Source organism: Streptomyces sp. NPDC006733 (genome assembly GCF_040636125.1).
Lineage (GTDB): Bacteria > Actinomycetota > Actinomycetes > Streptomycetales > Streptomycetaceae > Actinacidiphila.
Genome location: NZ_JBEYJD010000005.1, coordinates 86473 through 99764, shown reverse-complemented (window position 1 = coordinate 99764; position 13292 = coordinate 86473). Strand labels below are relative to the sequence as shown.

13 protein-coding genes are annotated in these 13292 nt (G+C 71.7%); 6 read left to right on the top strand and 7 right to left on the bottom strand.

Annotated features, from left to right (window positions below):
• Window positions 1–60 precede the first annotated feature (60 nt).
• On the top strand, window positions 61–513 hold the full coding sequence (locus ABZ721_RS06945; protein WP_358787548.1) for a DUF2550 domain-containing protein: 453 nt from the start codon (window positions 61–63) through the stop codon (window positions 511–513).
• Window positions 514–688: 175 nt separating this feature from the next.
• Here the strand turns inward: ABZ721_RS06945 and ABZ721_RS06940 are convergent, their stop codons facing one another.
• The 3 genes from ABZ721_RS06940 to ABZ721_RS06930 all read right to left on the bottom strand — a co-directional run bounded on the left by ABZ721_RS06940 (window position 689) and on the right by ABZ721_RS06930 (window position 4720).
• Complete coding sequence (locus tag ABZ721_RS06940; RefSeq protein ID WP_358787547.1) at window positions 689–2710, bottom strand: glycoside hydrolase family 18 chitinase; 2022 nt, start codon at window positions 2708–2710, stop codon at window positions 689–691.
• A gap of 151 nt (window positions 2711–2861) precedes the next feature.
• Window positions 2862–3512: a response regulator transcription factor gene (locus ABZ721_RS06935; RefSeq protein ID WP_358787546.1), complete on the bottom strand. Its 651-nt coding sequence runs from the start codon at window positions 3510–3512 to the stop codon at window positions 2862–2864.
• Window positions 3509–4720 (bottom strand): histidine kinase, encoded by a 1212-nt coding sequence (locus tag ABZ721_RS06930; protein ID WP_358787545.1) that lies wholly within the window; start codon window positions 4718–4720, stop codon window positions 3509–3511. The genes ABZ721_RS06935 and ABZ721_RS06930 overlap by 4 nt, the downstream gene beginning before the upstream one ends.
• Before the next feature lie 175 nt (window positions 4721–4895).
• Here ABZ721_RS06930 and ABZ721_RS06925 point away from each other — a divergent pair, with 175 nt between their 5' ends.
• Window positions 4896–5441 carry a hypothetical protein gene (locus tag ABZ721_RS06925; RefSeq protein ID WP_358787544.1) on the top strand — a complete coding sequence of 182 codons (546 nt, stop codon included), beginning with the start codon at window positions 4896–4898 and terminating at the stop codon, window positions 5439–5441.
• A gap of 21 nt (window positions 5442–5462) precedes the next feature.
• Here the strand turns inward: ABZ721_RS06925 and ABZ721_RS06920 are convergent, their stop codons facing one another.
• The 3 genes from ABZ721_RS06920 to ABZ721_RS06910 are packed head-to-tail and all read right to left on the bottom strand — an operon-like array spanning window position 5463 to window position 7687.
• Window positions 5463–6035: a cob(I)yrinic acid a,c-diamide adenosyltransferase gene (locus ABZ721_RS06920; RefSeq protein ID WP_358787543.1), complete on the bottom strand. Its 573-nt coding sequence runs from the start codon at window positions 6033–6035 to the stop codon at window positions 5463–5465.
• 14 nt (window positions 6036–6049) lie between these two features.
• Window positions 6050–6871 carry an ABC transporter permease gene (locus ABZ721_RS06915; RefSeq protein ID WP_358787542.1) on the bottom strand — a complete coding sequence of 274 codons (822 nt, stop codon included), beginning with the start codon at window positions 6869–6871 and terminating at the stop codon, window positions 6050–6052.
• A gap of 30 nt (window positions 6872–6901) precedes the next feature.
• Entirely contained in the window at window positions 6902–7687 is a 786-nt protein-coding gene (locus ABZ721_RS06910) for an ATP-binding cassette domain-containing protein (protein ID WP_358787541.1), read from the bottom strand.
• Between the two features lie 79 nt (window positions 7688–7766).
• Between ABZ721_RS06910 and ABZ721_RS06905 the strand changes: the two genes are divergently transcribed.
• The 4 genes from ABZ721_RS06905 to ABZ721_RS06890 all read left to right on the top strand — a co-directional run bounded on the left by ABZ721_RS06905 (window position 7767) and on the right by ABZ721_RS06890 (window position 12462).
• Complete coding sequence (locus ABZ721_RS06905; RefSeq protein ID WP_358787540.1) at window positions 7767–8495, top strand: TetR/AcrR family transcriptional regulator; 729 nt, start codon at window positions 7767–7769, stop codon at window positions 8493–8495.
• 80 nt (window positions 8496–8575) lie between these two features.
• A complete protein-coding gene (locus ABZ721_RS06900) occupies window positions 8576–9424 on the top strand; it encodes a 3-hydroxyacyl-CoA dehydrogenase family protein (RefSeq protein WP_358787539.1) in 849 nt (282 codons plus the stop codon).
• A gap of 130 nt (window positions 9425–9554) precedes the next feature.
• Window positions 9555–9854: an STAS domain-containing protein gene (locus ABZ721_RS06895; protein ID WP_138355950.1), complete on the top strand. Its 300-nt coding sequence runs from the start codon at window positions 9555–9557 to the stop codon at window positions 9852–9854.
• Between the two features lie 244 nt (window positions 9855–10098).
• A complete protein-coding gene (locus ABZ721_RS06890) occupies window positions 10099–12462 on the top strand; it encodes an ATP-binding protein (RefSeq protein ID WP_358787538.1) in 2364 nt (787 codons plus the stop codon).
• An 83-nt stretch (window positions 12463–12545) separates the two neighbouring features.
• On the opposite strand, the gene nucS is transcribed toward ABZ721_RS06890, so the two are convergent.
• Window positions 12546–13208 carry an endonuclease NucS gene (gene nucS, locus ABZ721_RS06885; RefSeq protein WP_358787537.1) on the bottom strand — a complete coding sequence of 221 codons (663 nt, stop codon included), beginning with the start codon at window positions 13206–13208 and terminating at the stop codon, window positions 12546–12548.
• Between the last annotated feature and the right edge of the window lie 84 nt (window positions 13209–13292).

The window sequence follows — 13292 nt, the reverse complement described above, 5'->3', positions numbered from 1 at the left end:
GGTCCGCGGCTCCGGCACAGTAAGAGCGGTAGCCATTCCTAGGCGAGGAGGTCGGTGGGCGTGATCCTCGCTTTTCAGGTGTGTGGCGGGATCGTGGCGGCGGCGCTGCTGGGACTGTTCGTCTTCGGCCTGCGCCGACGGCTGATCCAGCGCCCGGGCGGCACCTTCGACTGCAGTCTGCGACCGGCCCCCGCCGACGGGGACGAGGTCGAGTCCACCGGCAAGGGCTGGGTCTACGGTGTGGCCCGCTACAGCGGGGACCGCATCGAGTGGTTCCGGGTCTTCTCGTACTCGCCCCGGCCGCGGCGCGTGCTGGACCGGCCCGCGATCGAGGTGGTCAGCCGCCGGCCCCCGCAGGGCCAGGAGGAACTGGCACTGCTCTCCGACGCCACGGTGCTGCTGTGCGCGCACCGCGGCACCCGGCTGGAGCTGGCGATGAGCGAGGACGCCCTGACGGGCTTCCTGGCCTGGCTGGAAGCGGCGCCGCCCGGCCAGCGAGTCAATGTGGCTTAGAACAAGAGGCCTCGCTGTATGGGGGTACCCCCGGACGGAGTCCGGGGGAGGGTGAATGTGGCGTAAGCCGTCCTGACGTGAGAAGCCCTCGACCGCCGTGCACGGCGGTCGAGGGCCTCTTCGTGTCCCCGGCCGGGGGCGACGGGCGGCGTGTCGGTCCCCGGCCGGGGGGTCCTTACTTGAGCCCGCTGTCGACGGCGGTCATCAGCGTGCCGGTGTCACCGGACATCTCCCAGATCATCGCGCCGAGCAGGTTCTTCGACTTGATCCAGGCGTTCTTCTTGCCGATCGACCAGGTGTCGTCGAAACTCCACCACTGGCCGTTGGCCCCGGTGTAGCCGTACGTGGCCACGGACTGCTCGTCGTGGTAGACGGTGAGCCCGCCGACCGAGGCGATCAGGTTGCTGTAGCCGCGGGTGCCGGCCTCTTCGGGGAACTGGCCGGGCGCGGCCCCGTTGGCCGCCTGCCACTCGCCGTGCACGCCACCGTCGGTGACCTGCTGCCAGCCGCGCCCGTAGAAGGCGAGGCCGATGGTGAGCTGGCGGGGGTTGACCCCGGCGTTGAGGTACTTGTTGACGGCCACCTCGACGCTGAAGTGGGTGCTGTAGGGGTCCTGCGCGTCGGTGTACAGGTTGGCCTGGTGGCCGGTGCGGTTCGGCTCCCAGCTGTTGTCGCTGCCGGAGCCGTGGAAGTCGTACCCCTGGACGTTGGCGAAGTCCATCGACTTGAAGATGCCGCCCGCGCTGATGTCCCAGCCCAGGTCGACCTTGTTCGGGTCGGCCGGGGTGAACGCGGTCAGCAGGTACTTCTTGCCGGTGGTCGCCGTCAGGGCGGTCATCTGGCTTCGGAACTCGGCGAGCAGCGCGGTCAGGTTGGCCTTGTCGGCGGTGGAGTAGTGGTTGCCGGCGTGCCCGTCGGGCGAGCCGGGCCACTCCCAGTCGACGTCGATGCCGTCGAAGACACCGGCGGCGGCGCCGGGGCCGCCGCGGCCGTTCGTCACCGGCAGGTTGCCCTTGAGGTACATGTCGAGGCAGGACTGCACGAACTTCTGCCGGGAGGCCGCGGTCTTCGCGGCGTCGGAGAAGTACTTGCTGTAGGTCCAGCCGCCGATCGAGATGTTGACCTTGAGGTTGGGGTACTTCGCCTTGAGCTGCTTGATCTGGTTGAAGTTGCCGGCCAGCGGCTGGTCCCAGGTGTCGGTGGTCCCGTTGACGGACTCGCCGGCGCTGAAGCCCTTCTCGTAGTCCGCCCAGGAGTCACCGGCGCCGTCCCCCTGGTTGGGGTCCTGCGGGTTGGGGCTGGTGGCCTTGGTGACGCCGTTCATGCAGGTCAGGTCGGTCGGATTGATGTTGGAGAAGGCGTAGTTGATGTGGGTGAGCTTCGCCGCCGCGCCCGTGGTCACCAGGGACTTCACGGTGTAGCCGCGGCCGTAGATGCCCCACTGCACGAAGTAGCCGACCTTGGCGTACGTGCCGCCGGGGTCGGGGCCGCCCCCGCCGGTGGTGTGCACGATGGTCGCGTTGCTGGCGGGGCCGGTCTGGTCGATGGTGTCGCGGGCCTTGACGGTGTAGACGTAGTCGGTGCCCGCGGTCAGACCGGTGTTGGTGTACGTGAGGCCGGTGACGGTCGCGACGGTGGTGCCGTCACGGATGACGTCGTAGTTCTTGACGCCCTTGTCGTCGGTGGCCGCCGTCCAGGTGAGGGTGGCGGAGGTGTCGGTGATGCCGCTGGCCGTGGGGGTGCCAGGGGCCGAGGGCGGGTTGTCGCCCGGGACCGTACCGCCGTCGCAGGAGCCGCCGTTGACCTTGCAGCCGCTGGGGCTGCCGGAGCCCGCGCCGTTGAAGCCGAAGCTGGCGCTGGCGCCGGGCGCCAGGGTGCCGTTCCAGCCCACGTTCTTCGCGGTCCAGTGGTTGGCGGTGTGGGTGATGGTCGCGTCCCAGAAGGAGGTGACCGAGGTGCCCGTCGGGTAGTCCCATTCGACGGTCCACGAGGTGATCGTCGTCGTCCCGGTGTTCTTGACGGTCCAGCCGGCGCCGAACCCGGTGCCCCAGTCGGACGATTTGACGTAGGTCGCGGTGACGGACGCGGCCGCGTTCGCCTGGGTGGCCAGTCCCACGATCGCGGCCAGGGGGAGCAGCAGCGCGGTCGCGACCGCGGCTAATCTGCGCCGGAAGAGCTGTGCGGTTCCTGTTCTCAAGGGTGCTCCTCGAGGTCGGGGGGGAATGTGGGGAACCTGCGCCGCCCGGAGAGCACGCCCGACAGTCGTCCCGCGGTCGTTCATCGCGTGATTGTCATGGTCCGCTCACCACCTGTTACGAAAGTGAGCGTAGAAAGGTCTGGACCATAGGTCAAGAGGTCTGGACCAGACCCAATTCCTGGGCCAGAACGGCCGCTTGCACCCGGCTGCGCATCTCCAGCTTCGCCAGGATCCGGCTGACGTGCGTCTTCGTCGTCGCCTCGGCCATTTCCAGCCGTACCGCGATCTCGGCGTTCGACTGCCCGCTGCCGAGACACGCCAGTACCTCGCGCTCGCGCGGGGTCAGCACGTCCAGCAGCGCGGGGTCGGCGGACCGCTTCGCGGGCTGTCCGGCGAACGCCCCGATGAGCCGGCGGGTGACCGCCGGGGCGATCATCCCGTCGCCGCGCGCGACCAGCCGCACCCCCTCCAGCAGCCGCTCCGCGTCGGTGTCCTTGAGCAGGAACCCCGCCGCGCCGGCCCGCAGCGCGCCGAAGACGTACTCGTCCAGGTCGAACGTGGTCAGCACCAGGACGTCCGCGAGCTGCTCGGCCACCACCCGGCGGGTCGCCTCGACGCCGTCGAGCCGCGGCATCTGGATGTCCATCAGCACGACGTCGGGGCGCAGTTCACGGGCCCGCAGCACCGCCTCCTCGCCGTCGGCCGCCTCGCCGACGACCTCGATGTCGGGGGCGGAGCGCAGGATCATCACGAGCCCGGCGCGCACGGCACTCTGGTCCTCGGCGACCACCACGCGAATCATCTGTCTCTTCCCCCACCGTCGACGGGCAGGACCGCCCGTACCCGCCATACCTTGCCGTCACCGCGCACCGCCCGCTCCAGCCCCGCCGCGAAGGAGCCGCCGAGCAGCTCGGCCCGCTCCCGCATGCCGATCAGCCCGGATCCCGAACCGGGCGCCCGCGGTCCGTCACGGTCGCCGAACGGGCTGGCGACCGTGACGACCAGCGCCCGCTCGTCCTCCTCCAGCAGCACCAGGACCTCGCCGGGCGCCGCGTGCTTGAGCGCGTTGGTCAGCGACTCCTGCACGATCCGGTAGGCCGCCAGCTCGACCGGGGTGGTCAGCGGGGGAGCGCCGGGCGGCCGGTCGTCCCGCAGGACGAACGTCTGCCCGCTCTCGGCGCCGCCGGTGCGGGCGTGCTCCAGCAGCGCGTCCAGCGCCTCCAGCGTGGGCGCGGTGGCCGGCACCGCGTTCCCCTCGGTGTCCCGGAGCAGCCCGATCAGCCGGCGCATCTCGGACAGCCCCTGGACGCTGTTCTCCCGGATCACCCCCAGCGCGTCGCGGGCCGGGCCCTCGCGCCGGTCGATGGACAGCGCCGCCGTGGAGTGGATGGCGATCGCGGAGAGGTGGTTGGCGACCATGTCGTGCAGTTCCCGCGCCATCCGGGCCCGCTCGGCCGTCACCGCCTGCCGCCGGTCCAGCTCTGCCAGCAGCGTCGTCTGCTCGGCCCGCAGCGTCGCCGCGTCCGCGGTGTCGCGGTGCTGGCGGACGATGATCCCGCTCCAGGCCGGGGCCACCGAGATCAGCGCGCAGATCAGGCCGCCCGACAGCGCCTGCGCGTTGCGCTGGGTCAGCGCGAGGGTGATGGTGATCGCCGACGTGACGACGATGCTCACCGCCGGCACCGACCGCGTCATGCGCTTCGGCCCGTACAGCACGGCCGCGTAGACGACGTCGGTGAACATCAGGACGGTGACCAGCAGGGAGCCGAGGATCATGTCGGCGGAGAGCGCGACGACGCCGGTGAGGATCGCCACCGCCGGTCTGACCCGGCGCAGCAGCTCGCAGCCGGCCATGACCGCCAGCGGCAGCAGCGTCGCCCAGGGCGGCACGTCCGGGCCGCGGCCCGAGTACGTGTAGAGGCCGAACGACCACATCACCAGCCCGCCCAGCAGCCCGGCGGCGGCGATGCGCACGTCGACCGGGTGCGGGCGGGGGAGCGTCAGCGGCATGGCTCCATCAGAGCACGTGGCGAGGGGTGCGGGCGTCGTCTGCCGGTCGTAGGGCGGTACCTCGGGCGGTACATCGAAGGATGCAGGCGCGGATCGTCACGGGCGACGACGCGACCGGGCGCGACACCCGGGAGGCTGGAGGGGACCGCGGGGAGTCCACGAAAGGTGCCAGGAAATGATCATCAGCGTGATCGTCGCGTGCGAGATCGGCTTCTGGCTGGTGCTCGCGGCCGGGCTCGTGCTGCGCTACCCGCTGCGGCGGCCGAAGGCCGGTGCGGTCGTGCTGGCCTGCGTGCCGGTGGTCGACGTGGTGCTGCTCGTCGCGACCGTCCTGGACCTGCGCGGCGGCGCCACCGCCGACTGGAAGCACGGGCTGGCCGCCGCCTACATCGGCTTCTCCGTCGCCTACGGCCCCTCCATGGTGGCGTGGGCCGACGGCCACTTCGCCCACCGCTTCGCCGGCGGCCCGAAGCCCGCCGGAGCACCGAAGTACGGCAGCGCGCGCGCCGCCCACGAGTGGCGGATCCTCGCCAGGACCGCGCTGGCGGCGGTCATCGCCGCCGCCCTGCTGCAGGCGGCCGTCTGGGCGGTCGGCGACGCGGACCGGACGGACGCGCTGCGGCAGTGGCAGCTGCGGATGGCGATGGTGACCGGCGTCAACCTGGTCATCGCCGGCAGCTACACGATCTGGCCGAAGCGCGACCCGGCCGGGGCCCGCTGACGCGCGACCGGCTCCCTGCGCTCAGCGCTCGCCGCCCGGCACCCACAGCACGTCGCCGCGCTCCTTGTTGGCCGTCCGCGCCAGGATGAACAGCAGGTCCGACAGCCGGTTGAGGTACGTCGCGGTGAGCGCGTTCATGGTCTCGCCGTGCTCCTCCAGCGCCGCCCACGTCGAGCGCTCCGCCCGCCGGACCACGGTGCAGGCGGCGTGCAGCAGGGCCGCCCCCGGCGTCCCGCCGGGCAGGATGAAGCTGCGGAGCTTCTCCAGGTCCTCCAGGAAGCGGTCGCAGTCGCCCTCCAGCTTGTCGATGTACGACTGCTCGACGCGCAGCGGCGGGTACTTCGGGTCCTCGACCACCGGGGTGGCGAGGTCCGCACCGACGTCGAAGAGATCGTTCTGCACTCGGGTGAGGACGGCGGAGACGTCCGCGGGCAGCGAGCCCAGCGCGATGGCCACGCCGATGGCGGCGTTCGCCTCGTTGGTGTCCGCGTAGGCCGAGATCCGGACGTCGGTCTTGGCGGTGCGGCTCATGTCGCCGAGGGCGGTCGTACCGGTGTCGCCGGTGCGGGTGTAGATGCGCGTCAGATTGACCATGCGACCGAGCGTAGTCACGCACCGGCCCGGGTGAAGACCCGTGTGCCCACCGTCACGGAGACGGCCGCGAAGACGACGGCCACCAGCGCGCCCACGCCGACCGCGCCCGACCAGTAGTCGCCGACGAAGGCGGCCCTGACGGCGTCCACGAGGTAGCGGAACGGCACGAAGTGCGAGACGGCGTCCAGCCACCGGGGCGCCAGCGACATCGGGAGCAGCAGGCCGGAGAGCAGCATCGCGGGCATGTTCACGGTGTTGACGACGGGGGCGAACTCCTGCGGGCTGTCGACCCGCATCGCCAGCGCGTACGACAGCGAGGCCAGCGAGATCGTCAGCAGTGCCGTGAACAGGAAGCCGATGACGGCGCCGAGGACCGAGGTGCGCAGGCCCATCGCCACCGCGGCCAGCACCAGGACCAGCGACTGCAGGAACAGCTGCAGCACGTCCTTCAGCGTGCGCCCCAGCAGCAGGGCGAGCCGGCTGACCGGGGTGACCCGCATCCGCTCGACGATCCCGAGCTGCTTCTCGATCAGGATGGCGAAGCCGCAGAAGGCGGCGCTGAACAGGCCGAGTTGCATCAGCAGACCCGGGACGAGGGTCTGCCAGGCGTCGCCGCTGCCGCCGAGCGGCAGGTCCTGGAGCAGCGGTCCGAACAGGACCAGGTAGAGCAGCGGCATGAGCAGGCCGAAGACCAGCCCGAGGCGGGAGCGCACGGTCTGCCGCAGGGAGCGGTGGAAGATCAGGCCGGTGTCGGACAGCAGCCGGGAGAGCCGGGCGGCGGTCGTGGCGGTGGTCGCGTTGTTCGCGGTGATCGGTGCGGTGCTGGTGGGTGGCATGGCGGGGCTCCGGATCGGACGGCGGCGGGATCAGACGGCGACGGGTGCGGTGTCCTCGGGCGCGCTGCGCCCGGTGATGGCGAGGAACGCCTCCTGGAGGGTGGCGGCCGGCGAGCCCGCGTGCTCGGCCTTGAGGTCCCGGGGCGTGCCCTCGGCGACGACCCGGCCGTGGTCGACGACCACCAGCCGGTCGGCGAGGGCGTCCGCCTCGTCGAGGTAGTGGGTGGTGAGGAAGACGGTCGTGCCGTGCTCGGCGCGGATGGTGCGCACGAGGTCCCACAGGTCGGCCCGGCTGCCCGGGTCGAGCCCCGTCGTCGGTTCGTCGAGGAAGAGGATCTCGGGCCGGTGGGTCAGGCCCATGGCGAGGTCGAGGCGGCGGCGCTGGCCGCCGGACAGGGCGGCGCACTTGCGGTCGAGCAGCCCGTCGAGGCCGAGTTGGCCGGCGAGCTCGGTGGCGCGGGCGGCGGCCTCGTCCTTGCCCAGCCGGTACAGCCGGCCCTGGGTGACGAGCTCCTCGCGGACCGGGACGGCCGGGTCGACGCCGCCGGACTGGGCGACGTAGCCGATCCGGGCGCGCACCCCGCGGGGGTCGGCGGCGAGGTCGCACCCGGCGACGGTGGCGCTGCCGCCGGTGGGCGCCAGCAGCGTGGTCAGCATCCGCAGGGTGGTGGTCTTGCCCGCGCCGTTGGGCCCGAGGAAGCCGATGATCTCGCCGCGCTCGACGGTGAGATCGATGCCGCGGACGGCCTCGACCGGTCCGCGCTTGGTCTGGAAGGTCCGGGCGAGCCCGGCGGTCCTGATGATCGGGGTCGGCATGCCGCCAGAAAATCAGAGTCATGGAAAAATTGCAATGACTCCAAAATTGGTGAGATGCCATCGAAGCTAGAATGCGGGGATGGACGACGGGACAGCGCGAGCCGGGGGGCGGCAGGCCGGGGCGGCAGCCGGAGGGCGTACCGACGCCGGAGGGCGTACCGGCGGGCGTGCCGAAGGGCTGCGCGAGCGCAAGAAGCGGCAGACCCGGCAGTACATCTCCGACGTGGCCACCGGGCTCTTCCTGGAGCGCGGCTTCGACGAGGTGACGATCGCCGAGATCGCGGCCGCGGCCGACGTGTCGGTCAACACCGTCTACAACTACTTCCCGGACAAGGCCGACCTGTTCTTCGACCGGCACGACGAGGTCGTCGAGCGGCTCTCCGGCATCGTGCGCGGCCGGCGGCCCGGAGAGTCCGCGGTCGGGGCCGTCGTCCGGGCGCTGCGTGACGAACTCGTCATGGTCTCGCCGGCGCTCGGCCTGATCCCCGGCTACGCCGGGTTCATGCGGATCTGTCATGCCTCGCCCCTGCTGATGGCCAAGATCTGGCGGATGCAGAACCTGGCGCAGGACGACCTGGCGCGCACCCTGGAGCGGGAAACCGGCGCGGAGCGGGGCGATCTGATGCCGGAACTGGTCGCCGGTCAGATCGCCTGGCTGCAGAACACGGTGATGCGCACCATCGGCCGCGAGATGGCCGACGACGGCGAGCCCAACGCGGTCTCGCGGCGGGTCCTGGTCAAACTGGACGCCATGGAAGCCCTGCTGAGCGACGAGATCCTCAACTATGCGACGAAAGACACAGAGTGACCCGCCTCTCTTCCTGCTGCGCCGGGGTGTGAGCGGGCGTTAAGGTCCGGCCAGAATCCCCGAACGAAAAGGTGTGTGTCGTGGCGAAGAAGCTCGCCGTCATCGGAGCCGGCCTCATGGGCTCCGGCATCGCCCAGGTATCGGCGGCAGCCGGCTACGACGTGGTGCTGCGTGACGTCACGGACGAGGCGCTCACCCGCGGTCTGGGGGGCATCCAGGCCTCGTACGGCAAGTTCGTCGCCAAGGGCAGGATGACCGCGGAGGACGCCGAGGCGGCGCTCGCCCGGATCACGGCCACCACCGACCTGGAAGCCGTCGCCGACGCCGACATCGTCGTCGAGGCCGTGTTCGAGCGGATCGAGATCAAGCAGGAGATCTTCCGGGCACTCGACAAGATCGCCCGCCAGGACGCCATCCTCGCCTCCAACACCTCCGCCATCCCGATCACCAAGATCGCGGCGGTCGTGGAGCGCCCGGAGCGCGTCGTCGGCACCCACTTCTTCTCGCCCGTGCCGATGATGCAGCTGTGCGAGCTCGTGCGCGGCTACAAGACGAGCGACGAGACGCTGGCGGCGGCCAAGGCCTTCGCCGAGGAGATCGGCAAGACCTGCATCGTCGTCAACCGCGACGTGGCCGGCTTCGTCACCACCCGGCTGATCTCGGCGCTCGTCGTCGAGGCGGCCAAGCTCTACGAGTCCGGGGTCGCGTCGGCCGAGGACATCGACATCGCCTGCAAGCTCGGTTTCGGCCACGCGATGGGCCCGCTGACCACGGCGGACCTGACCGGGGTCGACATCCTGCTGCACGCCACCGGCAACATCTACGCGGAGTCGCAGGACGAGAAGTTCGCCGCGCCCGAGATCATGCGCCGCATGGTCGACGCCGGCGACCTGGGCCGCAAGAGCGGCCAGGGCTTCTACACGTACTAATCCGATTCACTCCCAGGAGTGAATTCGGTAGCGGTTCCCTCACGCACGGCAACGTTTATATGCGACGAACCGTCAGTTGTGGTGAGCCATCGCGGAATCCACCACGCCATCACTCCACCGGGAGCGATCTATGCATATCCAGGGCGACCATGCCGAGCTGGTCGTCGGAGGCCGTCTCGACGTCCGCAGTGCGGCGGACGCCCGTACCGTCCTGCACACCGCCGTGGACTCCGGTTGCGGCGATCTTGTGCTGGACCTGACAGCTTTGGATTCGTGGGACGCCGCGGGACTGGGCGTGATCATGGGGGCGCACCGCAGGGCGGGCCGGGTCAACCGCCGGCTCGTGCTGCGGGGCGTCCCGCCACAGATGCAGCGGCTGCTCGTAGCCACACGACTGCACCGAATCCTGGCGATCGAGGCTGAAAGGTGATGTAAGGGCGGCACGGCGCCCCTGCCCTTCGGCAATACTGTCCGGGGCTTTAGAGTTCGGTTTCCGGCCCGCCACACGGTGGGTCGAGGAGGGGAGCCGGACCGGTCCGACAAGCGGACGTACGGTGGTCCGACACGACCCCGTACGCGACGCATATGGGGGGCGGAAACCAATGGACCCACACTCCGGTCGACCAGACGATCTCGCGACACCCGAGCCCGAAGCGGGTCTCGCCGACGAAACCATGGCGCTGGCGCGCATATCGCGCCCGCAGCGCGAGCCTGCCCCCGCCTTCGGCGGGGAGACCCTGTGGCCCGAAGGGGACACGGGCGGACCGACCCGCGCGCGGGTCGTCCAGGTCGTCGCGGGCGACTTCCTGCTCACCGTGAACCCGGTGGACGGCAGCGAGGTCGCGCAGTGCCCGCCCGAGGAGCGGCGCCAGCCCGTGCCGCGCAGCGCGCAGGACCGGCAGCGGCAGGCCGAGGCCCGCCGCCCGCAGCTGCCCCCGGGCCCGCGCGTGCCCGAGCTGCCGCTGCTGGAGCGCGACGAGGAGCGGGAGCGGCTGATCCGGCTGCTCGCCCGCGGCCGCTCGGTGCGGGTCACCGGCCCCTCCGGCGCCGGCCGCAGCTCGCTGCTGGACGTCGTGGCCGAGGCCTGCGCCGACCTCGCGCCCGACGGCATCCTGCGGCTGTCCGGATACCGCCGGACCGCCGCCGACCTGCTGCAGGACCTCTTCTCCCTGGTCTACGAGGCCGACGGGTACCGCCCTGACCGCCCGCGGCTCCTGGAGCTGCTGAGCGACGTCGGCGCGATCGTCGTGCTGGACGACCTGGAGTTCGGCGGCGCGGCGCTCGAAGAGCTGCTGAACGCCGTACCGGAGTGCGCCTTCCTGATCACCGCGACCCCGGACGTCGCGGCCCCGGCCTCCGACTCGCTGATCGAAGAGGTCTTCCTGCCCGGCCTCACCCGCGTCGCGTGCCTGGAACTGCTGGAGCACGTCGTGGAGCGGCCCCTGGACGAGGAGGAGGCCGCCTGGGCGGCCGACCTCTGGTTCGAGTCCGAGGGGCTGCCGCTGCGCTTCTTCCAGGCCGGTGCGCTGCTGCGGCAGCGCGACGTCCTGCGCAACCCGGTCGAGCCGGGCCAGGAGTGGGACGACTCCGTCTGGACGTCCGACCCCGACTCCGGCGGCCCGTTCGACGCCGAGCCCGCCGGCCGCGTCCCGCTGCCCTCGCTCGCCGAGAGCGCCGCGCCCGCCGAACTCCTGGCGTCCCGGCTGAGCGAGGCGGCCCAGCTGGCGCTGGACTTCGCCGTCGCGCTCGACGGCGAGTGCCCGCACCCCTCGCACCTGCCCGCGCTCGTGGGCGACACCCACGGCGACGCCGCGCTCGGCGAGATCGCCGCGTGCGGCCTCGCCGTCCCCGTCGCCGCGCACTACCGGCTCGCCGCCGGGGTGCGCCAGCAGCTGTCGGTGGGCCTGTCCACCGCGACCGAGGACACCGTCCACGCCCTCGCCGCGGCCCAGCACTACACCTGGTGGGCGGGGCACCCGTCGGTCTCGCCCGAGCGGGCCGCAGGCGAGGCCGAGGCGATCCTCGCCTCCATGGCCGCCTGCCGCGACGCGGGACACCCCAGCAACGCCGTCCTCCTCGCCCGCACCGCGGCCCCCGCGTTCGCGGCGGGGCTGCACTGGAGCGCCTGGGAGCGGGCGCTGCGGATCGGGCAGGAGTCGGCCCGGCTGGCCGGCGAAGTGGCCGAAGAGGCGTACTTCCATCACGAGCTGGGCGTGCTCGCGCTCTGCACCGGGAACCTGGACCGCGCGCGGGCCGAGCTGGAGGCCTCCATAGCCCTGCGCGGGGCGCTCGCCGACCGCCAGGGCACCCTGGTGGGCCGACGGACCCTCGCGCTCGTCAACGACCGCGCCAGCGGCACGGCGGCGCTCGCGCCGGTCGCCGCGGGCCTGGAGATACCCGGAGCGGGCCCGGGCGCGCACGTGGCGTCCACCGCGTCCGCCACGGCCCCCCTCGACACGTACGACCCGCCGGTCACGGTCATCAGCAAGCGCCTCGCGGCGGCCGGCCCGCCGGCCCGGCGCACGGTCCGGGCGGCTCTCGCCAACCCCCGCCGCAACCTGCTGGCCGCGGGCGCGGCCGCCGCGCTGGCGGCGGTCATCGGCACGGTCGTCACCCTCGGCTCTTCTGCCGGCGGCAGCGAGAACCGCAACGTGCCGAACAACGTGAAGCCGGTCGAATCCGCCCAACCGGACGACCAGAACGCCGGCCTCCCGGCCGACCAGCAGAGCACGGACGGCACGACGTCCACGAAGCCCGGCGCCTCTCCGGCGGCGAGTTCCGCCCAGCCGACGCAGTCCGCCACCACCGGCGGCACGATGGCCGTTCCGAGCAACGGCTCCACCTCGTCGACGCCTGGGCAGAAGCCGACCACCAAGCCGGGCACGCCGACCGGCGGCGCATCGAGCCCGTCGCATCCGACGACGCCGCCGACGACGCCTCCCACCATCCCACCGACGACGCCGCCCACGACACCTCCGACGACGCCGCCCACCACGACGCCGACTACGGATCCGGTGACCGGCGGCACCGGCCAGTAAGACCGAAACCCCGGCCCGGTGGCAATCCCCGGGCCGGGGTCCCGCGCGCAGCGCGCCCCGCTCGGGGGCGGGTGGGGCGGGGGTCAGAACAGGCGGAGCTTGTCGTCCTCGATGCCGCGCATCGCGTCGTAGTCGAGGACGACGCAGCCGATGCCCCGGTCGGTGGCCAGCACGCGCGCCTGCGGCTTGATCTCCTGCGCCGCGAAGACGCCCCTCACGGGCGCCAGGTGCGGGTCGCGGTTCAGCAGTTCGAGGTAGCGCGTGAGCTGCTCGACACCGTCGATGTCGCCGCGCCGCTTCAGTTCCACCGCCACGGTGACGCCTTCGGCGTCCCGGCACAGGATGTCGACCGGCCCGATAGCCGTCATGTACTCGCGCCGGATCAGGGTCCACCCCGCACCCAGCACCTCCATGCGGTCCGCGAGCAGCTCCTGGAGGTGGGCCTCGACGCCGTCCTTGATGAGGCCGGGGTCGATCCCGAGTTCGTGCGAGGAGTCGTGGAGCACCTCCTCGATGGTGATGATCAGCTGCTCACCGGCCTTGTTGACCACCGTCCAGACACCGTCGTCGCCCACCTTGAGTGTGCACGGCGGGGACATCCAGTTGAGTGGCTTGTAGGCGCGGTCGTCGGCGTGGATGGAGACCGAACCGTCGGCTTTGACAAGGAGCAAACGGGTCGCCGACGGAAGGTGGGCGGAGAGCTTGCCCGCGTAGTCCACGGAGCAGCGGGCAATGACGAGGCGCATGGTGAGCAACGCTACTCGACGCCCCGCCCCGCGCGCGATTCGCCCTCATGAACGCCCTCCGGGCGACTGTTGAAAAATGGCCGG